Here is a 26,509-nt window from a genome sequence, read left to right on the forward strand (position 1 = left end):
ATCGTCGAGCAGAATGAATCGGAACGGCGCCCCGTCGCAAGGCGCCCGGAGCACAGAAGGCGAGACATAACATGGGGTTAGGCGAGCCTTCGAGCACCGCGTAACGCGGCGATTCGTCTGTGCAGACATTTATGCAGTGCTTCCCTAGCGCTTGATGGCGCGGTATATACGAAACCGCCGATCATCGGCGAGCACCGTAAAGTCACCGAAGGTTTCTTCCAGCAAGCGGGGGTACGGCAGAAAGGCGTTGGCCACCAGGATCAGACTGCCCCCCCGAACCAGTTTGCCAGGCGCCTCGCGTATCAAGCGCGCTGCCGGGCCGTAGTCGATGGCACGCTCCTGATGAAAAGGCGGGTTACTGACGATGGCGTCGAATTTTCCCGTCACTTCGCTGTAGACATCGCTCTGCCACGCCTCCCCCGCCAGCCGATTGGCTGCGAGTGTGCGACGTGTCGCAGCCACCGCGAAGGCGTTGAGATCCACCGCCGAGACGTTTGCGCCTCGTGCGCCGAGCCAGGCAGCGAGAATACCGTCACCACACCCCATATCGAGCAAGTGACGCCCCGCCGGGTCGCCGAGGCCACTGGGCAGTGTCTCGAGCAACAAGCGCGTGCCGTCATCGAGCTTGCCATGGCCGAATACGCCGGGATGGCTCGCCACGCTGAGTCCCGCGGCCTCGAACGTGGTCCAGGCCGCCTCTGGCGACAGCGATAACGGTGCCGTGCGCGTGGCGTACAGCGTACAACGCCGTGCGCTATCCACCTTGCGGCACCCGAGCCCCAGGGCGGCCAGCGATTTGAGCACACGCTTGACGCCCCCTTGATGCTCGCCGACGACCTGCAGCGGCGTACCTTCGGGCAACACCGCGCACAACGCCAGCAGCCACCACTCACCTAGCGCATGCGTCTTGGGCCAGAACAATACGGCCCCCTCGACCGGCGCTTCCAGCACCGGCGCGAGGCCGTCGTACACCCGGCTCCCACGCGCCCGCCAGGCCTGACAAATCGTCGCATCCGCGCTCCACACGCTGCCGCCGTTCGTTTCCAGCCAGGCATCGTGAGGCGGCGCGACCCACAACCAATCGCGATACTCGTGGGACTGACGGGCAAGCAACTGGCAAGAGGGCGTCTCCGCACTCATGACACGGTCTCCGGTTTGTACAGGGTGTAATGCAGATAACGCCCTAGACGCCAGTGCGGTTCCTGCTGGCAATAACGGCGCTCGAGTTCGATGATCTTCTCGAGCTGCTCCGGCGCGGGATGGCGCTCCGCTAGGTAATCGTGGAAGATGCGCACGCCCGTCACCGACTCGATCGACAAGCCTTCCGCCGCACTCCATGCGCGTATTTGGGCATCGGTGAGCGGCGAGATCGGCGTCAGGCGCTGGCGTTTCCCGAGCCCTTCCAGCCGATCATCGAGCACCTTGTCCAAGTTGCCCTTGATCACGTTGGAGAACCGCAACGCATCGCGATTGAAGACCATCACCGACAGGTACCCGCCAGGCGCCAGCAGCGTGGCGAGTTGTGCGAAGGCCGCCTGGGGCGCTGCCAACCACTCCAAGACCGCGTGGCACACGATCAGCCCCCACGGCCCCGGCGCGCGTTCGGGCAGTGTCTGCCAGGTGGCATCGACGGGCGTGACGGCCAGATCGCCCATGCCCGCGATGGCACGTTCACGCATGTCCCGCGAGGGCTCGACCATGGTGACCGCATGGCCACGTTGCGCCAGCCACATGCTCATCTGGCCCAGGCCGGCGCCCACATCCAGCACGGGCCGCCCATCGGCGGGCAATTCGCGCGGTAACACGTGTTCCAGAACCGCCAAACGAATCGCACCGCGCGGCGTGCCGTAGAGGCCGCGTTCAAACTTGTCGGCCAAGCCGTCGAAAATGCGGTCGTGGGTGACCAATGACATCCCCTAACTATCCAGCGTTTTCTAAAATGTCGGCGATTGAAGACACTTTTCCACTCAAAGCCTGGCACTGGAATGTAAAAAAGGAGTAGTCTAGCGTTACTGCCTGTATGCCTCCAGCCCAGACCAGACGGGGCTTTCACGCACGGTGCATGGCGTCGACTCAACACGCATAACGCCACTTGATCGCGCGCCGGCCGGTGGCCGGCGAAATAGCTGCCATTCCCACGCCTTCGCGTGGATGTCGTAGAGGACACGAGACCTTGGCCCCACATATCTTGCCTCCGTCGCTGACCGAGTTGCTGGAAGTATCAGGCATTGCACTCACGATTGCCGATGGTGAACAGCCTGGCTGCCCCCTGATATTCGTCAACAAGGGCTTCGAGCAACTCACCGGCTATGATCGCGAGGAAGTGCTGGGACGCTCATGCCGCCTGCTGCAGACGGTCGACCTTGCCCCCGAGGCGAGTCATTGCCTGCGTCGCGCCATCGAACACCGCACCCCGGTGACGATGACCCATGAAAACCGTCGCAAGGATGGCTCGCGATACGATAACGAGCTCACGTTGGCACCCTTGTACAGCCGCGACGGTCACTGCTATCTGGTCGGCGTGCAGCGCGATGTCAGCCAACGGCTGCGCCCGCGAACGCGCTGGCGACACCAGAGCCGCCTGCTCGATCGACTCAACGCCCAGGTGCCCGGTGTGCTGTTCCACTACCGGCAGGCCCCCGACGGTCGCGGTGACTTCCCTCACGTCAGTGAACGCCTGGCCGATTACTGCGGTCTCGAGCGCATGGCATTGACGCCCGACGCCGAATGCTTCTTCTCCCGGATCGAGGACGACGATCGCACGCGACTGCGTGTCTCGCTGACATCCTCCGCCACCTCGCTGCGGTTATGCCAGGTCGTCTTTCGCTATCATCATCCCACTCGCGGGCTACGCTGGCTGGAATGCTCCGCCGTGCCTACCCGCTTGTCCAACGGCGGCACGCTGTGGCACGGCTATTTGACCGATGTCACCGCGCGCAAGCTCGCCACGGAACGCATGGCGCTGGCCGAAACGGTCTTCGACAGCACCCACGACGGCATTCTCGTGACCGATGCCGACAAGCGCATCATCGACGTCAATCCCGCTTTCACGAAGCTCACCGGCTACAGTGCCGACGAAGCCCTGGGACGCAAGCCGCACCTGCTGTCCTCGGGCAAGCACGATGCGAACTTCTACCACGACCTGTTCGCCACGGTGCATCAGCAAGGCTACTGGACAGGCGATATCTGGAATGTGCGCAAGGATGGCCGCCAGTTGATCGAAAACGCCACCATTTCGGCGATCCACGATGCCGACGGCACCATCACGCACTATATCTCCGTCTTTCGCGACATCACCCAAAAGCACCTGAAGCAGGCGCGCCTGGAACGACGCGCGATTTACGACCCGCTCACGGGCCTGTTCAATCGCGAACACTTCGGCGATGCACTGGAAAACCTGCTCTCCGGACTTTCCTACACCGGCATCGGGATCGCCGTCCTGTTCATCGACCTCGACGACTTCAAGCCGGTCAACGACACCTATGGCCATGCCGCCGGCGATGACGCCCTCGTGACCATCGCCCAACGGCTCAAGCAACAGACGCGCAGCACCGACCTGGTCGCCCGTCTGGGCGGCGACGAATTCGTCATCGCACTGGCAGGCATACGCAGCGCGGAAAAGGCCGAGAAAGTCGCCTTGAAGATCCTCGACGACCTGATCAGCCCCATCAACCTGCGCAACGAGCAAAGCATCACGCTCTCGGCCTCCGTGGGGGTCGCCTATACCGACGACAGCCGCTTTGCCCCGGACGCCCTGATCGCCGCCGCCGACAGCGCGATGTACGAAGCCAAGAGTCGTGGCAAGAATCAGGTCGCCATCACCGAGCATCAGCAGGCCAACGGCGACGATCTCTACACCCGACTACAGACCGCGCTGGACGACGGTGAGCTGGCCCTTTTCTATCAGCCGATTCTCTCGTTGAACGACGGGCGCATCGTCAGCTTCGAGGCCCTGGTGCGCTGGTACCACCCCGAGCAGGGCTTGCTCGCGCCGCATCATTTCATCGACATCGTCAATCACTCGTCCCTGCAGCGTGCCTATAGTGCCTGGCTGGTCAACCAGGCCGCGCATACCGTACAGCGCTTTCAGGCACGCGACATGGCGGTCACCGTCAGCATCAACGTGACGCGCGACCAGGTCGAATCCGGCCAGCTCGCCGACGACATGGCACAGGCTCGGGAACGCCACGCCCTCGCTTCGCCCTTTCTCAACGTGGAAGTGGTGGAAACCGCCCAGTTCCACGACATCGACCTGGCGTACAACCAGCTTCAGCATGCCCGTCGACTCGGCGCGCAAATCGCCCTCGACGACTTCGGCTCCGGCGTATCCTCGCTGACATATGCCAGCCAGCTCCCCATCGACATCGTGAAGATCGACCAGGCGGTGATTCGCCGCCTCGCCGAGCGTCCCCAGCAACGCCGCTACGTCAGCGGCATCATCGACATGGCGCATGCCATGCAACGCATAGTACTCGCCGAGGGCGTCGAAACGCCTGAGCAGCTCGAGGTCCTGCGTCAAATGGGCTGCGACATGGCACAGGGCTTCCTTATCGGGCATCCCATGCCAAGCGAAGAACTCGAAGCACACTATCTGGCCGGCACGGCCCAACTCCTCTATCCACTCGCGTTACAGGCACAATAAAGGCGCCCGAAGCATGCCATGGGTTTATCCCGAGTCCCTGGACGCTTATAATGCCCACCCCGCCACGCCCCCGTAGCTCAGCTGGATAGAGCAATCCCCTCCTAAGGGATAGGTCATAGGTTCGAACCCTATCGGGGGCGCCATCGCAAGGCACGCCAATACCGCATTTCTCCTCATCTTGACGGGCTCCGCTCCATCTGCCCTCGCCCTCAGCCAAGACCGAGGCCAGCGCCGACAGTCGAAGGCCAGTAGAACGCCGTTTGCCGATGCGGAAACGCATCGCGCTGGTTCCTTGCGGACGTCGCCCGGCTTTGCGCCAGGCGCTTTCTGACAAGGATTAATCGGAGTGGGAGTTGATGAAGCTATCAACGACCTTGCCGGACTCCTGAACCCTGTCACAGAGCTCAGGTGATGGCTGCTGCTCGGGATTCTCTTCCAAGCTTTCCAGCTCCGCGTAGATGCTCTCGTAGTCATATCGCTCACGAAGTGCCTCGAACTCGCTTCGATACTTTTCGAGAACCGACTCTGGGTCATCGACCCCCTCCAGAAACGCAAGGAAAGAGGCTCGCTTCTCCATCATTGATGATCGAATGCCATCCCGACTGCATTCGATATCAGCGGCGCTGTCAGGCGCCGAGACGAAGGAAATCGCCATGGTCACGATCACGGCACCCACCGGCCAAAAAGTGTTCATGTCACACCCCTGATTGTTAGGGAATCGCTGATCAATTCGTCTCTGAGCGGTTGAAGGGCTCAGAGTGGCACAACCATCGCGTCAGCGATCATTTTCTGACCACCTCAGGGGGTCCGTTTCCCTGCCAGGCGGATTATCCGGCTGGCAGGGCAGATTCAAGGCGCACTGGCCCCATCAACTTGGCCCTCGCATCGTGTCGCCAGCACCAGGTTGGCCAGCCCGAACAGGCTGAAGAGTTGCGCCTGGTTCTTGGCCAGCCCCTTGTAGCGCGTTTTGCGGTAGCCGAAGAGGTTCTTGATGACATGAAACGGGTGCTCGACCTTGGCACGGATGCTGGCCTTGGCCTTTTCGAATGCCAGCAGCAGCGTTTTCATGGGGCTGCCGTCCATCTTCTTGATGGCGCCGCGCTTGGCGGCCACGCAGCATTTGGAATCCGGAGCATCCTTCTCTTCGTCGAGATGTTTCCACATGCCGGTGTAGCCCGCATCGCCGTATACCCGTTTGTCATCCTCCCGGACCAGAGCGCCGGCCATGGTGACATCGGCAACGTTGGCCGAGGTCGCGGCGACGCTGTGAGTCAGTCCGGTGACGGCATCGACGCCGATATGGGCCTTCATCCCGAAGTACCACTGGTTGCCCTTCTTGGTCTGTTTCATCTCTGGATCGCGCTGCTTGATCTTGTTCTTGGTGGAAGGGGCGGCCGCCACGATGGTGGCGTCGACGATCGTGCCCTCGCGCATGAATAACCCTTTCTCGGCCAGGTGGGCGTTGATCTCCTCGAAGATCCGCTGGGTCAGGGCATGCTTCTCCAGCAAGTGGCGGAAACGCAGCAGCGTGGTCGCGTCCGGCACGCTCTCGATGGTCAAGTCGACACCCACGAAGTCGCGCATCGCCTGGCTATCGTAGATGGCATCTTCAAGTGCCTCGTCGGCGAGCGCATACCACTGCTGCAGGAAGTAGATCCGCAGCATGCGCTCCAGGCCGATGGGCGGACGGCCGCGCTTGCCCGTTGCGTTCGGGAAGTAAGACGGCGACAGCGCGTCGATGAGCCGTTGCCAAGGCACCAGCGCCTCCATCTGGGTCAGGAACCGCTCGCGGCGGGTCACCTTTTTCTTGTTCTGGTATTCGGCTTGGGCGAACGAGATCTGCTTCATCGGGTAGCTCGGTCAGGTGGTGACAGGGTAGCCAGATTCTACCCCGCCGATGGCGATCAGGCAGCTGCGGCGGGATTTATGCAGCGTTTCCCTAAAAAGTATCAAACTTTACGGATACTCATTAAAAAAGCCGGCTCGCAATGAGCCGGCTTCGTTTTTTTGTGCGACCTTCAAGATCGCTGGGGCATCGACAGCTTAGAAGCTGTAGAGAGCGCCCACAGTGACACCGTCACCGAAGTCGTTTTCACGGTCGTACTGTGCGTACTCGATGAAAGTGTACATCGCCGGAGACAGGTTGTACGTCGCGCCAAGCACGAATTCGTTGAAGCTGTCATCGCCGTCATAAGAACCAGCCTGGGTAATATTGTGCCCACCCGCACCGGCAGGAGCTCCCGCCGCATTAGTATAGCCAGACGGATTGGCCACAGCAGCAACTTCTTGGTCGGCATCAACGTACTGGTAAGACCCGTAAAGGTCACCGAAGCCGTAGCCATAGCGAGCGCCCAGGGCATAGCGCATGATATCGCCGCTTTCACCGTCGTAATCGACGTCGGTGTTTTCGACCTTGGCGGAAACTCGCAGTGCGTCCATGGTGTACTGAGCATTCAAGCCATACGCCTTGGCTTCAATGTCACTATTACCAGGTGTTGTGCTTTCCAGGTCATAGTTATCGAGGGTGTCATAAACGCCCGCGATGGAGAACGCACCAGCAGTATACTTCAGACCACCGAAGAAGCCAGCGTTAGAGCCTTGGTTTTCGTAGCCCGCAGCGTCGAATTCGCCTTCAGCATCACCCTTGTACTGTGCGCCGACAGCAAACTGCAAGCCACCCAGTGACGGCGAAACGTACTGGACCTTATCGCCTTCACGGTCTGCGGAGGCATCCAGGCCATCATCGCCATATACGTTACCGAGATCGCTGGTGGAGTCGGAAACGTCGAAGTATTCGTTGTTGGAGATCGGGTCTTGGACCCAGTCGTCAATCAGCGGATCCCAGGAACCGACACGGGCATCACCGAAGTTGCCCTTCAAGCCCAAGTATGCCTGGTCGCCAGTATCGATGCCGCCGCCGATTTTTTCTTCATCGGCATTGTGCTCGAATTCGGCCTTGAAGTAGCCGGTCAGGCCCGGGTTGATGATGTGCTGACCGGAGAAGCCGATGGTGGAGCCGTTGTCGAACAGCTCGTCTTCAGAGTTACCGTCAATATTATCGACGGATTTGTAGGCAATCTGAATGTTGCCGTACAGGTCGAGTTGAGTGCCGTCCTGATTATAGACAGTGGCAGCTTGTGCAACACCAACGGAGGCGCCCAGGGCACCGGCAACGGCAGTCGCTAAGAGTGTCTTTTTCATCGCGATAAGTTCCTTAACTAGCTTACTGTTCGATCGTGTCTGCAAATGCAGTCGGCTTTCGGCCCGGCTTGTTTATTCAACGGTTTGCCTAGACAACACCGCGACGAGTCCGTAAAGCCTTGTTGTTATCCAATGCTCGCAAGGAAACCTTATACCGGTCTTTTGGAGAACGCAACAAGAAAAAAACACTGTTTTCCTTCCGCGCTTCCTGTCGATTCGGTCAAGATCATCTCCCCCGCGAGCCGGCCTCGAAAGGCCTGAGAGCCACTCTACGCCACCAATATGACATTGGCGTGACGTCAGCGACGCACTCATCTTTACGATTCAAGGCTCTCTCTGGCAAGAGGCAATCCGCAACAACGGCATGTTTTACTACAAAAGTCGCATAATGCGGAGATAACTCCCGATCGATACTAGGAACAGGGCAATAAAAAAGGGGGCTTGCGCCCCTCTTTTTCAATACTTTCATCCGAGTGTCATCGACCATGCTTGGCGAGCAGCTGGCTCAACTTGCGCTCCAACTGTTCGGATTCCTTGTGCTCGTTGCGCTGCTTTTGCTGTTTCTTCTGCTTCTTCGTGAGCTCATCGAGCTGCTTGCGGGCGTGGCGAGCCTCACCCTCGGTCACGGTGCCTGCCGCCTGGCCGTCGAGGTCCACTCGCGTCACCTCGGCACGTACCGCCTTGAGGTAACGCGGCAAATGCACATAGCACGCCAGGGCGCGACGCACGAGCTTCTCCGGCCAGGGCTCGCGCGCCACCAGATCGAGATGAATGCCCGTCTTGAGCGGCTGAGTATGGCCCTTGAAGAAGGTTTCCGGATAGCGCTGGTACCACTGCGCCAGCAACGACTGGGGAGAAGGCGACTCATGTTCCGCACCCAGCGCCAGGTTTGCCTGCGGAGTTTCACTCTCGGCGCGGCTAGCGGTTTTGCTTTGATCGTCTGACGGAGAGGTAGCGGCGGAAGACGAATGATCTTCGGTGGCCTCTCCCGTCGGCCGACGCGGGCCACGAAACGCGATAGGCCCCAGCCCTCTGGCTTTCGCGCCAGCGTCGGGCAACTCCGCCTGGGTGGCGGGCGTCTCGGTCTCGTCGGGCTCCAACTCGGCAAGCGCCAGGAGGCGCTCACGCAGGGCACGGTTTTCCGACTCGAGCGCCGAGACCTGCCCACGAGCGGCCTCGAGGTTGGCCCGACAGGCCTCGGCTTGATGTTCCAATGCCCTGAACAGGGCGTCTGCGTGGTCGGTCAGCAAGGCGTGCACTCCCTGATTGCCTTGAACAAACACTGGGCCTCGAAGCGTCTGCGTAGTGATTTAACACCGATACGGCAGACAGGCCCGGCCCATGCGGGCTACCGGGTAAGTCTGTGCCAGCTTCGCCGCGCTGGCAACCTCATCGCCGTTCGTAATGCACGAAGGCGTAGTCGGGCTTGCCGTCGCCGCCCTGCCCCGGCACGCGCTGGGTTTCCTGCCAATGCGCCGTGTCGAACGCGGGAAACCAGGCGTCGCCTTGCACGGATACATCGACCTCGGTTAGGTAAAGTCGCGTCGCGCAGGGCAAAGCTGCAGTGAAGATTTCGCCACCGCCGATCACGCAGATATCCTCGACGCCCTCGATGATGGCCTGGCTATCGGCCATTTCGAGAGCACTGGCCAGATCATGACAAACGCTGATTCCGTCATGGGAATAGCCACGATCACGCGTCACAACGATATTGAGCCGTCCGGGAAGCGGCCTGCCGATGGACTCGAACGTCTTGCGCCCCATGACCAGCGGCTTATTCATGGTCACGGCCTTGAAGAACTTGAGGTCTTCCGGCAGATGCCACGGCAGTTTGTTATCGACACCGATGACACGTTCCCGCGACATCGCTGCCACCAGTGCAATGGGCACCACCGTATCGACACAGGCGTTCGTGGGCTCGCTCATACGGCCACCTCCGCTTTGATATGCGGATGCGGATCATAATCTTCGATGGCAATATCATCGAAGGTGAAATCGAACACATCCGTGATCTCAGGGTTGAGCACCAGGCGCGGGCGCGGACGTGGCGCGCGACTCAATTGAAGGTGCGCCTGGTCAAGATGATTGAGGTAGAGATGTGCATCGCCCAGGGTATGGATGAACTCACCCGGGACCAGATCGCATGCCTGCGCGACCATATGAGTCAGCAATGCATAGCTGGCGATGTTGAATGGCACCCCAAGGAAGATGTCGGCGCTGCGCTGGTACAGCTGGCACGATAGCCGACCATCGGCAACATAGAACTGAAACAAGGCATGGCACGGCGGCAGCGCCATGTCATCGACCAATGCGGGATTCCAGGCGGAGACGATCAGCCGGCGCGAATCGGGGTTACGCTTGATCTGCTCGACGACATTGGCGATCTGATCGACGTGTCCGCCATCCGGGCGCGGCCAACTGCGCCACTGGTAACCATAAACGGGCCCCAGATCGCCGTTTTCGTCGGCCCATTCGTCCCAGATACGGACCCGGTTTTCCTTGAGGTAGGCAATGTTGGTGTCACCACGCAGGAACCACAGCAGCTCATGGATGATGGAGCGCAAGTGGAGCTTCTTGGTGGTCACCAGCGGGAAGCCGTCGGCCAGATCGAAGCGCATCTGATGACCGAAAACGCTGCGCGTCCCGGTCCCGGTGCGGTCACTTTTTTCCACGCCATTGTCGAGCACATGGCGCATCAAATCGAGATAAGGCTGCATGTCATCCGAACGTTGAACGATGAAGGCGCGGCATTGCCACGCCGGAATTGGACACCTGGCCACTCACGCTGTCGGCGGCGCTTCTCGCGCGTCGTCGACCGGCTGCCGACGCGACCAGGACATCAAGGCGATGCCGGCCAAGGCCATGGGCACGGTCAACAATTGGCCCATCGTCAGCCAGCCGAAGGCGATGAAACCTAGCTGTGGGTCGGGCTGACGCACGAACTCGACCGAGAAGCGAAACACCGCGTAAAGCAACAGGAACAGGCCGGATATCATACCACGGCGACGCGGCCGGCTAGAGACCCACCACAGCACGACGAACATCACCACGCCTTCCAGCGCGAACTCATAAAGCGGCGAGGGATGACGTCCCTCGGGACCCAGACCAGGGTACACCAGCGCCCAGGGCACATCGGTCACACGCCCGGGTAATTCATGATTGATGAAGTTGCCGATGCGTCCGGCCCCCAGGCCAATCGGCACCATCGGCGCCACGAAATCGGTCAGCTGGAAAAACGCCAAGCGATGCTTACGCGCGAACAAGCCAGCGGCAATCAAGACACCGACCAAGCCGCCATGGAAGCTCATTCCGCCATCCCAGACCTGGAAGATCCATAACGGATCGGCCATCAGGCGTTCGAAACCATAGAAAATCGCATATCCTACGCGTCCCCCGAGAACGACCCCCAGCGCCCCATAGAACAACAAGTCCCCGATATCATCGGGCTTGAGACCGATGCGGGCGGCGCGCTTGCGCCCCAGCCACCAGGCCCCCACGAAGCCAATGACATACATCAGCCCGTACCAATGCACCTTGAAGGGCCCCAAGGCGATGGCGATGGGGTCTATATCGGGGTAACTGAGCATGCGTACTCCTTGCATACGTTCTGGTCGGCGTGGGCCCGACACCTTACGACAGCCGCTGCCGGGCGGCAACGACACACAGCATCGGCTACGTCTCGGGCGTATCGCCGTTGCCCACCCAACGGCGCACCATCGCCACCAAATCACCGGGACGGTAAGGCTTGGCCAGGCAGTCATCCATGCCCGCCTGCAGAAAGGCTTCACGATTGGTTTGCGTGACATTGGCGGTCAACGCCACCAGCACGCTGGCATGCCGCCTCGCCAGCCGACGCTCCAACCGACGCCAGCGACGACTGGTTTCCATGCCGTCGAGAGTCGGCATGTAGATGTCCATGAATACCAGATCGAACGATTGACGCTCGGCCAGCGCTAGCGCCTCCTCACCGTTCGTAGCGGTCTCGACATGACACCCCTGGCGCTCGAGTACGCTACATGCCAGCAGCGTATTGACGGGGCCATCATCGACGACTAGCACCCGGGGGCTCGCATCGCTTGAATGCGTATCGACCGCCGGCTTTTCCTCCGTCAAGGTATCGAGCAATAGCATGGCGTCTTCCAGCCGTCGCCGTAGCGCCTCCCACTGCGGCGGGCGATGAGGCGCATCGCCCTCGGGGGGCGAGGTCAGCGTATTAACGCAGGCTTCGAGTTCTTGGCGCAGGTGTGACAGATAGCCCGTCTTGAGACGTGCATCCTCACGCGCCTGATCACGGGCGAGGCGCAAGCGATGCAAGGTTTCGCCGGCCTCGGTCTGATCGATTAACCCCCAGACGGAGTGTTCACCACGCACGGCCAAGCATTCGAGACGATATTCACGCGCTCCTCCTCCCGCATCGCTCACCTGTACCCGGCGCCGTTGCTCGTCAACGAGCCGCGGCTTCAACCACTCGGTCAACAGAATGTCGCGCAATACCTCAGGGCGCTCGCCGAGCAACCTTGCCAAGGTAGGATTCAGCGTAACGATGGCGTCGCCGTCGGTGAGCAAGGCCGGTAGTTGCAGTGTATTGAGCCACGCCGGCATGTCCCACGCATCGTTCAATGCGCGCGTGCCCAATTGCGGTTCGAGACGCGTCAATAGCGCATTCAAGGTAGAGGGCGAAACGGCGGTGATGTCCGGCGCATCGCCCTGCGGACGGGGGAGCCAGCCTTTGAGCCTACCCAGCGCGGCCTGCCAGGCGTCCTCCTCGCGTTGCAACCGCCAATAGAGCACGGTCACGAAGCCTGCGAAGATCAGCACATTGCCGAGAATCAAGCCGATACTCAGCCATGGCAGCGCTTTCTGCCAGGCACTGTCGTCGGGCAGGCTCAGGCGACTCACCAGCCGCCAACCGGTGCTGGGCAGCGTGTCCCAGATCAGAGCCTGGCGGCCCTCCTCTAGCCACTGCATGCCATAACGCCCTGCGGCGTCCGGCAACACGCGGGAGGCTTCATCGCGCATCAAGGCATTCCCGGCGCTGTCGATCAGCCAGTGTTCCCCCATGTTGCCCGTCTCATCGCGAATCAAACGCTTCAACCGCGGTAGGGAGATTTCCATCCCCACCCGCGCGAGGTAACGCTCATTCCACATGACATCATGAGTGGCGACCAGACGTCCCGATGGTGCTTGCGCCTCGGTCCACCAAGTCACGTCTTCCACATCGCCAGGGACGGGCTCTCGCTGATATGGGGGAAGGCTGCTATCGATATCGTCCTGCAACTCGGGGACGCTGAACTCGCGCATGTCCACCGGCAAGACAAAGAGGCGAGTGACCAAGGCATCCATGCCGTCATAGTCATCGAGCAGCCTCGTCAGCCGCCGCTGGGTATCGTCGTGCGACAGCACGGCCGGCAGTCCCGGAGCCATACTCGGGGAGGACGAAGCATGCTCTTCCATCGACTGAAGGATGCGCCGCGAGCCACGCGCAAGCATCACCAGATGCTGCTGTTGAGCGGTCAAGCGAGCGTCCAACTGGCGCGCGTAGACACTGTGCGAGGCCTGTAGACGCGCCAGCGCGTTTTCCGATTCACGACGGTCGCTCGCCTGCCAGATTAATGCCCCGGCGCCCAGGCACACCAACGTGAAGCCTATCTCGGCCAGCAACAACGGCCACAGCAACGCTTTCCAGCGCGAACGCTGGGGGCTCGAAGGAGTCGCGGCTTTGTGCATTCCCAACCCTGCTCGTGACGATGCAGCGAGTGTACGCGCTCGCTTACCGGCTGTCATGGCACGTGCGGGCCTCGGCATGGCGCGTTACGCTGGACTCTGTCCGAAAACTGGCTGCGCTCGACCATACTGCGTTAAAAATCGGCTCAAAGTACTCATTTACACCCCGTAAACTCCGTCTTTTCGCCGATTTTTGCCTTGTCTGGCCTTCGCTCGCCGACTTTTCAGACAAAGCCTAACGCCACTGCCTGCACGGTTGCAGGTCAACGATGACTATTTAGGCGAGGGAAATATGACATGTGTTTGATCGTCTTCGACTGGCGCCCAGGCAGCGACACGCCCCTGCGTCTAGCCGCCAACCGTGATGAAACTCACGCCCGCCCGACACAAGCGCTGGCCGCATGGCCGGACGCACCAACCCTGGTCGGCGGTCGTGATCTACGTGCCGGCGGCACGTGGTTAGCGGCATCGCAAACGGGACGCCTCGCGGCAGTGACCAATGTCCGCGATGCGTACGCTACAGCGCCGCCCTCACCACCCAGCCGAGGCGCCCTGCCTTACCAGGCGCTGACGCACGAAGCGCCGCTCGCCTGGCTCGAGACCCTCGCGGCGGGCGAGGCGCAGGCCTATGCCTGGTTCAATCTGCTCTATTGTGACGGCGTCACGCTCGTGCATGTTCACCATGGCCCGGCAGGCACGACGCTCGCCCGGGTTTCGCCCGGTGTGCATGGTCTTTCCAATGCCACCCTGGATACCCCCTGGCCGAAAGTCATCCGCGCACGGGACGGCTTCGAGCGTGCACTGACGCAGCCCGCGTGGCAGGCGCCCGCGCTGGAGACGATGCACGATACCCGGTCGGCGCCGACATCGGAGCTACCGGATACCGGCGTGGGCATGGAAATGGAACGCTTCCTATCACCGATCTTCATTCGCGGGGAGCGCTACGGCACTCGCGCCACGACGCTCGTGGAATGGCGCCCCACCGGCATCGAGCTACAGGAATCACGCTTCGGCCCGAACGGCATCGAGTACGACAGTCACCGATATTCACTCGCCCTGACGGACGCCACTCAATCCTGACGACTCATTATCAAACGGCCCCGCGACAGCGCACGCCACCAGGACTCAGTCATCGGGGGGCAGTAAATGTGCCAGCTTCCATTCGCCCATACGCTGGCGAAGGTGCGCCCGCACCGCCGCGGTGGTGGGCAACGCCAGCGTTTCGTCGAGCAGCGTCCGCGTGTCTGCAAGGGAAACACGCCGGATCGCCGCGCGCACGCGAGACAAGCTAGGGGCATTCATGGATAGCGCCTCGAAGCCCATCCCCATCAGCAGCAAGGCACCCGCGGGATCGCCTGCCAGCTCGCCGCATACCGAGGCTGGCACCTGCAAGCGTCGCGACTCGCTGGCGAGATGCGATAAGGCGCCCAGCACGGCTGGATGGCAGGCATCGTAGAGGCTCGCCACACGAGGATTGTTGCGATCTACCGCCAGCAGGTATTGGGTGAGATCGTTACTGCCCACCGAGAAGAAATCGACACGGGCGGCCAACGCATCGAGCTGATAAAGCGTTCCCGGCACCTCGATCATTACTCCCACCTGAGGGCGCGCCAGCTTGACGCCCTCCTCGATCAGTTCCCGCTGGGCCCGGTCGATGAGCTTGAGCGCGGTATCGACTTCTTCGATGCTCGAGATCATCGGCAACAGGATGCAAAGATTGTCGAGCCCCACCGAGGCACGCAGCATGGCACGCAACTGAACCATCAACACTTCCGGATGATCGAGCGTCACGCGGATCCCGCGCCATCCCAAGAAGGGGTTGGCCTCGTCGATGGGAAAGTACGGCAGATCCTTGTCGCCACCGATATCTAGCGTGCGCATCACCACCGGCAACGGCGCGAAACTCTCGAGCTGATCGCGGTAAAGCCGTGTCTGCTCCTGCTCGCTGGGGAAGCGTTCATTCATCATGAACGGCACTTCGGTGCGATAAAGGCCCACGCCACTGACCCGCGACTTGAGAGACGCCACAGCCTCTACGGCTAGCCCCGTGTTGACCATCAAGGGCATGTAGTACCCGTCGGAGGTTTCGCTAGGACGGTCCTGCTCATGCTCGAGGACCTCGCTGAGCGCCTTCTCCTCGGCGATCAAGGTCTCGTAATGGTGCTCGCGCTCGGCATCCGGGCGCACGAACAACCGACCGCGATGGCCGTCGAGAATCGCCCGGGCGCCGTTGAGCCTCGGCAAGGGTAAATCAACCATCCCCAGCACGGTGGGAATGCCCATTGCGCGCGCCAGAATAGCGACATGCGAGGTACTCGAACCACGAATCGATACCAGCCCCACCAACTTGTCGCGTGGTACCTCGCCCAGCGATGCCGCACTCAATTCATCGCCGATCAGGATGGTCTGCTCGGGGAACGTATCCGGTGTACGCGGGCTATCTTCCTGCAGGTGGGCGAGCACGCGGCGCCCCAGATCGCGGATGTCGGCGGCTCGCTCACGCAAATAATTGTCGTCGACACGCTCCAGGTACTGCACATGACGCTTGACCACATCGGCTAGAGCACCGGGCGCCCACTGACCTTCGCGAATGCGCTTCTCGACCTCTTGCCCCAGCGCCGCGTCGCCCAGCATTTGCTGATAGGCATCGAACAGGGCCACTTCCTGCGCCGAGATACGCTTGACCAAGCGTGCCGCCGCGACGCCAATTTCCTGGCGAACATTAGCGATCGCTTCGTGCAGGCGGGTGATTTCGGCCTCGATATCGGTGGGAATCAGGTCCGGCACGCTGTTGAGGTCAGCCGGTGGCATCAGTACCACTAATTCCCCCACCGCCATGCCGGGCGACGCCGCGACGCCGGAGAACATCGCCTGGCCATCGGCTTGGGTCGGGCGGGTCAGCGTACCCGTGGCCATGGCGTGCGCCAGCACACCGGCCAACTGCGCCGCCATGGTAATCAGGAACGCTTCCTCGCCTTCGTCGAAACGACGCATGGCCTGTTGCTGCACGACCAACACCCCGAGCATGCGCCGCTGATGAATGATCGGCACACCGAGAAAGCTCGAAAAGCGCTCCTCGCCAGTTTCGGCAAAATAGCGGAAATACGGATGCGACGGTGCGTCCTCAAGGTTGAGAGGCTCCTCGCGCTGACCGACCAGCCCGACCAGGCCCTCGCCCAGCGGCATGCTGACCTGCCCCACCGCCTGAGTACGCAAGCCCAGGGTATCCATGAGCACCAAGCAATCGCGCTCAGCATCGAACAGATAAACAGAGCACACATCGGTGCGCATCGCCTTGCGGATTCGGCGCACCATGGTCGCCAGCGCGGCCTCAAGACTACGCGCGCCGTTGACTTCCTGGATGATGCGTCGGAGAACGTCTAGCATGGGCGTTTCTTCTTGTTGTCGTCACGACGTGCGTGCGACGGTTGATCTGGGGCGAACGTGACGCGTAGCGCCAAGCCGGGACGCATAGGCAGGAGACACGCCTGCGGTTAGCATGGCCCCTCTTCGTTCGCCAAGCGATGAACGCGCGGCGCCAGTTCCCGCAAGGCGCGACGATAGACTTCACGCTTGAAAGGCACGACTTGCCCCAGCGGATACCAGTAACTCACCCACCGCCAGCCATCGAACTCCGGCTTAGGGGTGGAATCCACGCAAACCCGGCTATCTCGGCACCGAATCTTGAGCAGGAACCACTTCTGTTTCTGACCGATACATATCGGCCTCGAATGCGTTCTCACCATGCGTCGTGGGAGACGGTAGCGCAGCCATCCGCGCGTACAGGCAAGGATCTCGACATCCTCCGGCGTCAAGCCGATCTCTTCCTCGAGCTCCCGATACAATGCCTGTTCCGGTGTCTCATGCGCCTTGATTCCTCCTTGCGGAAATTGCCACGCATTTTGTCCCACACGACGCGCCCAGAGCAGCTGTCCACTGCGGTTGGCAATGATGATGCCAACGTTGGGCCTGAAGCCGTCAGCGTCGATCACGGACATCACCTTAATGAATATTCGTTGAGGCCATTCTTCCACAAAGCCAGAAAGCGCATCAATACGCCTTGTGGTGGGCAACATTCAGTAACTCTGCGATAATCCACCTTCTTTTACGCCGCACGCAATCTCCTGTTCACCCAGCACGATGCAAGGAGTCCTCCTTGAGCCTGGCGATCTTCGATCTCGACAATACCCTACTGGACCTCGACAGCGACCATGCCTGGGGCGAATTCCTCATCGAGCAAGGCGCCGTCGACGCGACGACCTATCGCGACGCCAACGAGCGCTTCTACCAAGATTACCAGAGCGGCGATCTCGATATCATGGCGTACCTGGCCCTGGCACTACAGCCATTAGCCGAGAACACACCGGAACAACTAGCCGCCTGGCATCAACAGTTCATGGCCAGCAAGATCGAGCCGCACATTCTGACGCGCGGAGAAGAACTGCTGGCACGCCATCGCGCCAAAGGCAATCGGCTATTGATCATCACCGCTACCAACCGCTTCATCACCGGCCCCATCGCCGAACGCCTGGGTGTGGATGACCTGATCGCCGTCGAGCCCGAGATCGATGCCGGCCGCTACACAGGTCGCGTGGTGGGCACCCCGAGTTTCCGCGAAGGCAAGGTGACGCGCTTGGACACCTGGCTCGCCGAGGAAGACGTCACCCTCGACGGCGCCTGGTTCTACAGCGACTCGCACAACGACCTGCCTCTCCTAGAACGCGTCGACCATCCCGTCGCCGTCGATCCCGACGATGCCCTTCGTGAGACAGCCGAGCAACGTGGCTGGCGCATCATCAGCCTGCGTGATTGAGGGTACCTCGATCCTACAGCCTATATAGAAGACGCCAAAGGGATCCCTTATGGCTTTATCATTAGTCATAATGTCGAGCTTGGGAAGGCAGTATTTCCGCGTCAAAAGCGTTATAATGCAACGCAGAATTCCATCGCGCCGGTCGCAGTTCGAGATGCCGTTCGCCGGCTGACCGACGCACCTTCTCAAGGGCTATGTGAATGGTTGGCACGCATATGGATGAGTCAGTAGACATCGTACTCGTGGGTGCAGGCGTTATGAGCGCCACGCTCGCGACACTGCTTCACGAGCTAGAGCCGGAGGCACGCATCGAGATCATCGAGCGTCTCGACACCACTGCCAGCGAAAGCTCGTTTGCCTGGAACAACGCCGGCACTGGCCATGCCGGCTTGTGCGAACTCAACTATACGCCCCGCGCCGAGGACGGCTCGATCGTGCTCGACAAGGCCATCCACACGAACACCTTGTTCGAGGAATCCAAGCAGCTATGGAGCTACTTGGTCGAAAAAGGCAACCTCGGCGATCCGGCGCGCTTCGTGCACCCGGTACCCCACATGAGCTTCGTGCGCGGCGCAGATGACGTACGCTTCCTGCGCGACCGCTACCATGCCATGCGCGAGCATCCGTGTTTCGAGGGAATGGAATACACTGAAGAGCGCAGCGTCATCGGCCAATGGGCGCCGCTGCTGCTGGATGGACGTGAGGGCGACGAACCGTTGGCCGCGACACGCGTCGCTGGCGGTACCGATGTCGACTTCGGCGCTTTGACGCGCCAGCTCCTCGACCGCCTCGAAGAAAAGCCCGACGAGCAGGTACGCATCACCACGGGCCAAACGGTCGAGGATCTAGACCGCAACGACGATGGCAGTTGGACTCTCAAGGTCACAGGCAACGACAACACCAAGCGCACCCTGCGTGCACGCTTCGTGTTCCTGGGCGCCGGCGGTGCCTCATTGCATCTACTGCAGAAAAGCGGCATTCCCGAAGGCAAGGGCTACGCAGGTTTCCCGGTCAGCGGTCAGTGGCTGCGTTGCGACAAGCCTGAAATCGTCTCCCGGCATCACGCCAAGGTCTACAGCAAAGCCCCCATCGGCGCGCCGCCGATGTCGGTACCGCACCTGGACACACGCAACGTCGACGGCACGCCCTCGCTCTTGTTCGGGCCCTTCGCCGGTTTCACTACCAAGTTCCTGAAGACCGGCTCAGTGTTGGATCTGGTCAAGTCTGTGCGCTCGTCCAACGTGACCTCGATGCTCTCGGTCGCGCGCGATAACTTTAGCCTGGTCAAATACCTTCTTGATCAGGTACGGCTCTCCCATGAGCAGCGCGTCGACGAGCTGCGCGCCTTCTATCCCACGGCGAAGAGCGAAGATTGGCGCCTCGAGATCGCCGGCCAGCGCGTTCAGGTCATCAAGAAGGACCCGGAAAAAGGCGGCGTGCTGCAATTCGGCACCGAGGTCGTTGCTGCCAGCGACGGTTCGCTCGCGGCGCTTCTCGGCGCCTCGCCGGGCGCCTCCACCGCCACCTCGATCATGATCAATCTCGTCGAACAGTGCTTTCCCGAGAAATTTGCCAGCGACGCTTGGCAGCAGCGCCTGCATGAACTCGTGCCCGCGCGCGCCGATACCCTGGCCGATCACGGCGAGCTACTGCGCAAAGTACGTCACCGCACGCACACCACGCTCAAGCTCGCCGACGCGCAGCCCACCCCAGCACCTGTAGCCTAAAAATACGCACCTCCATGAAAAGCGCCTCGATCCAGGAGATCGAGGCGCTTTTCATGTACGGCCAAAGAACGCGTAGAAGCGCTAGGCACTGTCTGAAAAGTCGACGAGCGAAGGTCAGACAAGGCAAAAATCAGCGAAAACGGACCGGGCTGGCGCACCAGTTTACGGGGTGTAAATGAGCACTTTGATCGGACTCGCGCCCGAGCTGATTTTTAACGCAGTATGGCCGAGCGCAGACAGTTTTCAGACAATGCCTAATGCAGCCAGAACCACAGATGCATGGTGCTCCAGGCATACACGCCAGCAAGGACATCATCGAACATGATCCCGAAGCCCCCAGCCACGTGGCGATCCACCCAGCGGATCGGCCACGGCTTGATGATATCGAACATGCGAAACACCACGAAGCCCCACAGCGCTGCCTCCCACGAAAAGGGAACCGCCGCCATGGTCAGCCAATAGCCGACGAACTCGTCCCAGACAATGCCAGAATGATCGTGAACGCCCAGGTCGCGCGAGGTCTTTTCGCACAGCCAAATGCCCAGGATCGAGGCCACACCCACCAACCCCAGGTACCAATCGAGAGGTAGTCCCGACAATAGCCAATAGAAAGGGATTGCGGCCAATGTACCGAAAGTGCCCGGCGCGAAGGGGATCGCCCCGCTTCCTAGGCCAAACGCCAGAAAATGGGTCGGGCGGCGCCAGACGCTGCGCGGTGAGCGATTCATGGCCCGCCTCCCGTGAAATGCTGCCATCCTGCGCCCTTAAATGTCTCGGGAATCCCTCTGATACCGGGCTCGGCGACGACATGTCCGATCTCGGTCAACGTGACATTACAGTCGGCACAGCGTCGCTGAGCCTCTTCCCAGGCCGTGTCAGGCACGCTGATCAGAAGCTGATAATCGTCCCCGCCGTTCAGCGCGGCATGCAAGGCGCCTTCGCTACCCAGCGTCATCTCCAGCGTCGGCGCCAGGGGAATACACGCCGGGTCAAGGCTAGCCCCCACGCCCGAGGCGTGACATAGATGCCCGAGATCGGCCAGCAGGCCATCGGAAATATCCAGTGCCGCCGAGGCTAACCCCCGCAGTGCACGCCCCGCCTCGAGCTGAGGCGTTGGCGTCAAGTAGGCCGCCAGCAAGGGATCCTCGAGGTCATGGCCGCCGGCCTGCCACATGCGCAGACCGCCATGACCACCCCCCAGCGCACCAGTCACCGCCAGGCGCTCTCCTGGCATGGCGCCACTTCGCCGCAGCGCCTGCCCAACCGGCACATCACCGATCACCGTGACAGCGATGGATAGAGTACCACGCGTGACGTCGCCACCGATCAAGGGCGTCGACATACGTTGGCCAAGCTCGAGAAAACCTTGAGCGAAGCGCTCAAGCCACGCGGGATCGCCATGCGTCAGCGTCAGAGCCATCAGACAGCCGCGCGGTCGCGCCCCCATTGCCGCTAGATCGGAAAGGGCGACGGCCAGCGCACGGTGCCCAATGGCTTCGGGCGGCGCATCGCCAGGGAAATGCACGTCGGCCACCGACGTGTCCACGCTCATGGCAAGCTCGGTCCCTGCAGCGGGACTTAGCAGCGCGCAGTCGTCGCCGGGCCCCAGCGTAATACCGGAGATTGGTAGGGACTGATCGGGCGTCGCGAAATAACGCGCGATGATGTCGAATTCACCCAACATGTCAACGACGACGCGCAGCGACCTCAGTACTCCGCAAGCGGCTCGCCAGCTTGTCGAGAATACCGTTGACGTACTTGTGGCCATCGGTGGCACCGAAACCCTTGGCCAATTCGATGCCTTCGTTGATCACCACGCGATACGGCACCTCAAGGCGATACTTGAGCTCATAGGCGCCCAGCCGGAGAATCGCCAACTCGATACGGTCAAGATCCTCGAGGCGGCGGTCGAGCAGCGGCGCGATGGTTTTGTCGATGGCTTCGCGGTCGCCGGCCACGTTGTGCAGCAACTCATGAAACAACGCCAGGTCGGCGATGCCCATGACCTTGTGCCAGTTTTCGTGATCCTCAAGATCTTCATCGGCGATTTGCGCGCGAAACTCCGACTCCACCGCCGTGATCGACTTGCCGGTCATCTGCCATTGGTAGAGACCCTGCACCGCCAGCTCACGCGCCGCGCGGCGCGCTTCCTGGGCCGGGGTCGCATCACGGGGTGATTGGCTCATGCTTCTCCCCCCATGCGTTTGAACAGCGAGACCATTTCCATCGCTGCCATCGCCGCCTCGGCACCTTTGTTACCGGCCTTGGTGCCGGCGCGCTCGATGGCCTGGTCGATGGAGTCGACGGTCAGCACCCCGTTAGCGATGGGAGTGTTCAGCTCCAGCTGCAAACTGCTCATGGCACTGTTGCAATTGCCCGCCACGTAGTCGAAATGTGGCGTCCCTCCGCGAATCACCGCTCCCAGAGCAATGACGGCATGCGGCTGGAGAACCTGCACGGCGCGTTTGACGGCCAAGGGCAGTTCCCAGGCGCCTGGCACATGGATGATATCGACGTTTTCTTCGTCCACGCCGTGGCGCACGAGGCTGTCCACTGCCCCTTCCACCAGGCTATCGACCACGTGATGATTGAAGCGGCCCACGACGATGACATAACGGCCATCGACATCGGTGTAGCCACCCTCGACTTGAGAGATCGGTTGCATTGTCAAATCCCGGGTCTGAATGCGCGACACTTCGCGCACGATATATCAGCTGTGTCAGTGCATGCCAGTGAAGCGATCACTTACTTCAACATGGCGCATGGTATCACCACCGCCGAGGTGCGCTTTTCTTCACCGACACGCGCGGCCGCCAGCGCCCCTATGGCCCGGCGGTCGGATGAATGAAAGACTTATTCTACCGGCTGGTCGCTCTCGGGGGTATCGCCACCCACGCGCTCGACGACCTCGAGGTCGAAGCCGGACAACGCAGAAAACTTCCACGGCGAGCTCAAAAGGCGCATTTGCCCGACGCCTAATTGGCGCAAAATCTGCGATCCGGTGCCGATGGTCAGATAGTTACCTGCACCATCGGAGGCACTGGAGCGCGGCGCCGGCTTACGCGACAGCAGCACGTCGAGCTGATCCTTGAGGTCGAGACGCGGCCGGCCATCGTCGAGCAGCACGAAGACCCCAGCCTCAGCTTCGGCAATCTGGGCCAAGGCGCTGGACGCCGTCCAACTATGGCTCTCCGGCTTACTCAGCATCAGCAGATCACGCAACGTATCGGCAATATGCACACGCACGGTGGTCGGCGTCTCGCTGTGCGGCACGCCCTTCACCAGCGCCAGATGATGAGCGTTCTGAATACGATCGTGGAAGACGTGTAGCGTCAACTCACCGAATGCCGTGTCGACGACCGTACGCTCAACTTCCTCGACGGTGCGCTCGTGATGGATGCGGTAGTGGATCAGATCGGCGATCGTGCCGACCTTGATGCCGTGCTCGACGGCGAAACGCTCCAATTCGTCGCGGCGCGCCATGCTGCCATCGTCGTTCATTACCTCGCAGATCACACCGCTGGCCTCGAACCCGGCCATGGCCGACAGATCGCAAGCGGCTTCGGTATGTCCCGCACGACGCAGTACGCCGCCCGGCTCGGCCATCAGCGGAAAGATATGCCCGGGCTGGACGATATCCGCCGCGACGGCGTCGCGCGCCGCTGCTGCGCGCACGGTACGCGCGCGATCAGAGGCGGAAATCCCCGTGGAGACACCGCGTGCAGCCTCGATAGAGACGGTGAACTTGGTACCGAAACCGGAACCGTTGTCGCGCACCATCAAAGGCAATTCGAGACGCTCGCAGCGCTCACGGGTCATCGGCAGGCAAATCAAGCCCCGCGCGTGGCGGGCCATGAAGTTGATATGCTCGGCCTCGACGCACTCGGCGGCCATGATGATATCGCCTTCGTTCTCGCGATCCTCATCGTCCATGAGTATGACCATCTTGCCCTGACGAATGTCTTCGACAATGGCTTCGATGGAGGCCAAGCCCTGTTTGGATGAAAGCGCCATGGTGTCTCCGCTGCTCGTCTCGTACGCCGATACGGTCTTGTCGTCGGCGCCGTCAAAGGTGTGTCGTGGTGTCACGACGCGGGCGTCGTTACTCTTCGACACCCAGTCAGGTCGGCACCCAGAGTACCTGCAAGCGCGCTTGTGCGCCAGTGGCAGCATACATGCGATTGCCGCTTCAGGCGCTGTCGGAGGCGGCGGGTTTTGACGCCAAAGGGCGCGCGACGATGCGCCAATCGCGCCCCACAGCGCGGATATCGTCGATGTGCAATGGACGCTGCTGTGCCATGCGTTCGAGCCCCGGTAACGCGAACAGTGGGCGTGCCTCACCTCCCAAGAGCGTGGGTGCCACGAATAGGTGCATCTCATCGATGGCGCCGATATCAAGCATGGCACCGGCCAGTGTCGCGCCGGTTTCGAGCAGCACCTCGTTGCATTGCTCTCGCTCCGCCAGATACGCCAGCAGGGCACGTAGATCGACGCGTCCTTCGGCCGCCTCGGGCAGGACGAGCACCTCGGCCCCGGCCTCTTCCAACGTCGCGCGGCGCGCCTCGTCCGACGAGACGGTCGCTACTAAAGTACGCCCCGATTCACGCAAGCACGCCGCCGCCACCGGCAATCGCAGCCGCGAGTCGACCACGACACGCAAGGGCTGGCGCTCGGCGATCGCATCCCCTTCGTCCAGCTCGAGCTGCGCGGAACGCACCGTGAGGCGCGAGTTGTCGAAAATGACAGAATCGACTCCGGTCATCACTGCACTCGAGCGCGCCCGTAGGCGTTGCACCTCGGTACGCGCGCTCCCTCCAGTGATCCATTGCGACTCCCCGCTGGCCATGGCGGTGCGACCGTCCAGGCTCATCGCCATCTTAAGGCGTACGAACGGCATTCCCTCGCGCATGCGCTTCACGAAACCGACATTGAGCGCCTCGGCATCGGCCTCCAGGCAACCCACCTCAACCTCGATGCCTGCCTCACGCAGCATTGCCACACCACGCCCAGCCACCTGCGGATTGGGATCGACCATGGCGATGACGACACGGCGAACACCGGCGTCGATCAACGCCCGGGCACAAGGCGGTGTGCGACCATGATGCGAGCAAGGTTCCAACGTGACATAGACCGTGGCGCCTCGCGCCGCCTCGTCAGCGGCGCGCAAGGCGTGAACCTCGGCATGCGGGCCACCGGCGTAGGCGTGATACCCCTCACCGACGATTCGCCCCCCATTGACCACGACGCAGCCGACGCGCGGATTGGGATGGGTGGTATAGCAGCCTCGTCGGGCGAGTTGCAGCGCGCGCGCCATGCACACTTCGTGAGATAGCGCCGGCACGGCGGCGTCCTGTGTCATGGGCCACTCCTAATGGATCACTTCTTGAGCGATTCGCGTCGGTACGTATCGAGATCAGCGCTGATCGTTATCGTCGGGCACAAAGCTGGGCTCTTGCGCCAAGCGGTCGATTTCGGCGCGAAACTCGTCGAGGTCCTGGAAGCGTCGATAGACGGAGGCGAAGCGGATGTAGGCGACTTGATCGAGCCGTTTCAGCGAACGCATGACCTCCTCGCCGATCTCGCGCGCCTCCAATTCACGCTCACCACGGGCACGCAGACGCTGACGGATACGCTCGACCGCCGCCTCGATGGATTCGGCACTGACCGGGCGTTTTTCCAATGCGCGTAACATGCCGGCGCGCAACTTGCGCTCATCGAAGGTTTCCCGCGAGCCGTCGCCCTTGATCACGCGAGGCATGACCAGCTCCGCCGTCTCGTAGGTGGTGAAGCGTTCGCCGCAGTCATTGCACTGGCGGCGCCGACGCACCTGATCCCCTTCGGCCACGAGGCGCGAATCGGTCACCTTGGTGTCATACTTTCCACAAAAGGGGCAGTGCATCGTGGCGCGTCCGCGGTTGAGTATCGAGAATGAGTCGTTGTCATTGAGATTGCTCGACATTGTAGCCTGTCCCCCCGCCACGCGGAAACTCGCTTGCGCACTGCCGCTAGGCCGACCAAGCTCATGAGGCTGCTTGCGTTTCCGCATTTGCCAAGCATGCTTTCAAGGCATCCCTAGGAGATAAGCCAATGGGCATCATTGCATGGATCGTCTTCGGTCTGCTGGCCGGTATTGTCGCCAAACTGATCATGCCGGGGCGCGATCCCGGTGGCATGATCATCACCATGATCATCGGAATCCTCGGGGCCATCGTTGGAGGATGGGTCGGCACCGCGCTGGGCTTCGGTACGGTGGATGGCTTCAACTTCGGCAGTTTCGTCATCGCCGTACTCGGCGCCATCATCCTGCTGGGACTTTACCGTATCGTGAAGAAATGACCTTTGCCGTCTCCGTACACGCCGGCCACCCGCCGGCGTGTCGCGCATGGCACGACTCCTGCAACA

Annotated in this window: 24 protein-coding genes and 1 tRNA gene; 6 read left to right on the forward strand and 19 right to left on the reverse strand. The window is 61.4% G+C overall.

Features of this window, described 5'->3' with window-relative positions; translation table 11 throughout:
* Positions 1–144: 144 nt before the first annotated feature.
* Both L1075_RS06265 and L1075_RS06270 read right to left on the reverse strand, forming a co-directional pair.
* The gene (locus tag L1075_RS06265) at positions 145–1,140 is read right to left on the reverse strand and encodes a methyltransferase (RefSeq protein WP_246940782.1); all 996 of its coding nucleotides are present in this window, start codon (positions 1,138–1,140) and stop codon (positions 145–147) included.
* A complete protein-coding gene (locus tag L1075_RS06270) occupies positions 1,137–1,913 on the reverse strand; it encodes a methyltransferase domain-containing protein (protein ID WP_246940785.1) in 777 nt (258 codons plus the stop codon). Before L1075_RS06270 ends, L1075_RS06265 begins: the two co-directional genes overlap by 4 nt.
* 260 nt (positions 1,914–2,173) lie before the next feature.
* On the opposite strand from L1075_RS06270, the gene L1075_RS06275 reads away from it, so the two are divergent.
* Complete coding sequence (locus L1075_RS06275) at positions 2,174–4,642, forward strand: sensor domain-containing protein (RefSeq protein ID WP_246940788.1); 2,469 nt, start codon at positions 2,174–2,176, stop codon at positions 4,640–4,642.
* Between the two features lie 66 nt (positions 4,643–4,708).
* Positions 4,709–4,785: transfer RNA gene (locus L1075_RS06280), tRNA-Arg, on the forward strand.
* Positions 4,786–4,979: 194 nt separating this feature from the next.
* Here L1075_RS06280 and L1075_RS06285 read toward each other — a convergent pair.
* The 8 genes from L1075_RS06285 to L1075_RS06320 form a co-directional block, all read right to left on the reverse strand.
* A complete protein-coding gene (locus tag L1075_RS06285; protein ID WP_179153649.1) occupies positions 4,980–5,336 on the reverse strand; it encodes a hypothetical protein in 357 nt (118 codons plus the stop codon).
* Positions 5,337–5,491: 155 nt separating this feature from the next.
* A complete protein-coding gene (locus tag L1075_RS06290) occupies positions 5,492–6,490 on the reverse strand; it encodes an IS5 family transposase (RefSeq protein WP_035410855.1) in 999 nt (332 codons plus the stop codon).
* Positions 6,491–6,685: 195 nt separating this feature from the next.
* Complete coding sequence (locus L1075_RS06295; protein WP_246940791.1) at positions 6,686–7,843, reverse strand: porin; 1,158 nt, start codon at positions 7,841–7,843, stop codon at positions 6,686–6,688.
* Between the two features lie 476 nt (positions 7,844–8,319).
* Positions 8,320–9,093, reverse strand: a complete 774-nt coding sequence (locus L1075_RS06300; protein WP_246940794.1) for a ProQ/FINO family protein — start codon at positions 9,091–9,093, stop codon at positions 8,320–8,322.
* Positions 9,094–9,232: 139 nt separating this feature from the next.
* The gene (locus L1075_RS06305) at positions 9,233–9,769 is read right to left on the reverse strand and encodes a dihydrofolate reductase (protein WP_246940797.1); all 537 of its coding nucleotides are present in this window, start codon (positions 9,767–9,769) and stop codon (positions 9,233–9,235) included.
* The gene (locus tag L1075_RS06310; RefSeq protein ID WP_246940799.1) at positions 9,766–10,560 is read right to left on the reverse strand and encodes a thymidylate synthase; all 795 of its coding nucleotides are present in this window, start codon (positions 10,558–10,560) and stop codon (positions 9,766–9,768) included. The genes L1075_RS06305 and L1075_RS06310 overlap by 4 nt, the downstream gene beginning before the upstream one ends.
* A 63-nt stretch (positions 10,561–10,623) precedes the next feature.
* Complete coding sequence (gene lgt, locus L1075_RS06315; RefSeq protein WP_246940802.1) at positions 10,624–11,430, reverse strand: prolipoprotein diacylglyceryl transferase; 807 nt, start codon at positions 11,428–11,430, stop codon at positions 10,624–10,626.
* 85 nt (positions 11,431–11,515) lie between these two features.
* Complete coding sequence (locus tag L1075_RS06320) at positions 11,516–13,570, reverse strand: response regulator (RefSeq protein WP_246940805.1); 2,055 nt, start codon at positions 13,568–13,570, stop codon at positions 11,516–11,518.
* A gap of 294 nt (positions 13,571–13,864) precedes the next feature.
* Between L1075_RS06320 and L1075_RS06325 the strand changes: the two genes are divergently transcribed.
* Positions 13,865–14,647, forward strand: a complete 783-nt coding sequence (locus L1075_RS06325) for an NRDE family protein (RefSeq protein WP_246940807.1) — start codon at positions 13,865–13,867, stop codon at positions 14,645–14,647.
* A gap of 45 nt (positions 14,648–14,692) precedes the next feature.
* Here L1075_RS06325 and ptsP read toward each other — a convergent pair whose 3' ends face one another.
* Both ptsP and L1075_RS06335 read right to left on the reverse strand, forming a co-directional pair.
* Positions 14,693–16,954 carry a phosphoenolpyruvate--protein phosphotransferase gene (ptsP, locus tag L1075_RS06330; protein WP_246940810.1) on the reverse strand — a complete coding sequence of 754 codons (2,262 nt, stop codon included), beginning with the start codon at positions 16,952–16,954 and terminating at the stop codon, positions 14,693–14,695.
* Positions 16,955–17,061: 107 nt separating this feature from the next.
* Positions 17,062–17,559 (reverse strand): RNA pyrophosphohydrolase, encoded by a 498-nt coding sequence (locus L1075_RS06335; RefSeq protein WP_040243185.1) that lies wholly within the window; start codon positions 17,557–17,559, stop codon positions 17,062–17,064.
* Positions 17,560–17,723: 164 nt separating this feature from the next.
* Here L1075_RS06335 and L1075_RS06340 point away from each other — a divergent pair, with 164 nt between their 5' ends.
* Complete coding sequence (locus tag L1075_RS06340) at positions 17,724–18,380, forward strand: histidinol-phosphatase (protein ID WP_178999827.1); 657 nt, start codon at positions 17,724–17,726, stop codon at positions 18,378–18,380.
* A 200-nt stretch (positions 18,381–18,580) separates the two neighbouring features.
* A complete protein-coding gene (gene mqo / locus L1075_RS06345) occupies positions 18,581–20,107 on the forward strand; it encodes a malate dehydrogenase (quinone) (protein ID WP_246940813.1) in 1,527 nt (508 codons plus the stop codon).
* A 254-nt stretch (positions 20,108–20,361) separates the two neighbouring features.
* Here the strand turns inward: mqo and L1075_RS06350 are convergent, their stop codons facing one another.
* The 7 genes from L1075_RS06350 to nrdR all read right to left on the reverse strand — a co-directional run bounded on the left by L1075_RS06350 (position 20,362) and on the right by nrdR (position 26,006).
* Positions 20,362–20,835, reverse strand: coding sequence for a phosphatidylglycerophosphatase A family protein (locus L1075_RS06350; protein ID WP_178999825.1), 474 nt, complete (start codon positions 20,833–20,835; stop codon positions 20,362–20,364).
* Positions 20,832–21,791, reverse strand: a complete 960-nt coding sequence (gene thiL / locus L1075_RS06355; protein WP_246920304.1) for a thiamine-phosphate kinase — start codon at positions 21,789–21,791, stop codon at positions 20,832–20,834. The genes L1075_RS06350 and thiL overlap by 4 nt, the downstream gene beginning before the upstream one ends.
* A 1-nt stretch (position 21,792) precedes the next feature.
* Positions 21,793–22,293 carry a transcription antitermination factor NusB gene (nusB, locus tag L1075_RS06360; RefSeq protein ID WP_040242474.1) on the reverse strand — a complete coding sequence of 167 codons (501 nt, stop codon included), beginning with the start codon at positions 22,291–22,293 and terminating at the stop codon, positions 21,793–21,795.
* Positions 22,290–22,772, reverse strand: a complete 483-nt coding sequence (ribH, locus tag L1075_RS06365; RefSeq protein WP_040242477.1) for a 6,7-dimethyl-8-ribityllumazine synthase — start codon at positions 22,770–22,772, stop codon at positions 22,290–22,292. The genes nusB and ribH overlap by 4 nt, the downstream gene beginning before the upstream one ends.
* 188 nt (positions 22,773–22,960) lie before the next feature.
* Positions 22,961–24,121 (reverse strand): bifunctional 3,4-dihydroxy-2-butanone-4-phosphate synthase/GTP cyclohydrolase II, encoded by a 1,161-nt coding sequence (gene ribBA / locus L1075_RS06370; RefSeq protein ID WP_040243187.1) that lies wholly within the window; start codon positions 24,119–24,121, stop codon positions 22,961–22,963.
* Between the two features lie 175 nt (positions 24,122–24,296).
* Positions 24,297–25,466, reverse strand: coding sequence for a bifunctional diaminohydroxyphosphoribosylaminopyrimidine deaminase/5-amino-6-(5-phosphoribosylamino)uracil reductase RibD (ribD, locus tag L1075_RS06375; RefSeq protein ID WP_246940816.1), 1,170 nt, complete (start codon positions 25,464–25,466; stop codon positions 24,297–24,299).
* A gap of 54 nt (positions 25,467–25,520) precedes the next feature.
* The gene (gene nrdR, locus L1075_RS06380; protein WP_040243189.1) at positions 25,521–26,006 is read right to left on the reverse strand and encodes a transcriptional regulator NrdR; all 486 of its coding nucleotides are present in this window, start codon (positions 26,004–26,006) and stop codon (positions 25,521–25,523) included.
* Between the two features lie 188 nt (positions 26,007–26,194).
* On the opposite strand from nrdR, the gene L1075_RS06385 reads away from it, so the two are divergent.
* Positions 26,195–26,443, forward strand: coding sequence for a GlsB/YeaQ/YmgE family stress response membrane protein (locus tag L1075_RS06385; protein ID WP_246940819.1), 249 nt, complete (start codon positions 26,195–26,197; stop codon positions 26,441–26,443).
* Positions 26,444–26,509 lie beyond the last annotated feature (66 nt).

The organism is Chromohalobacter beijerinckii (assembly GCF_023061185.1).
Classification (GTDB): domain Bacteria; phylum Pseudomonadota; class Gammaproteobacteria; order Pseudomonadales; family Halomonadaceae; genus Chromohalobacter; species Chromohalobacter beijerinckii.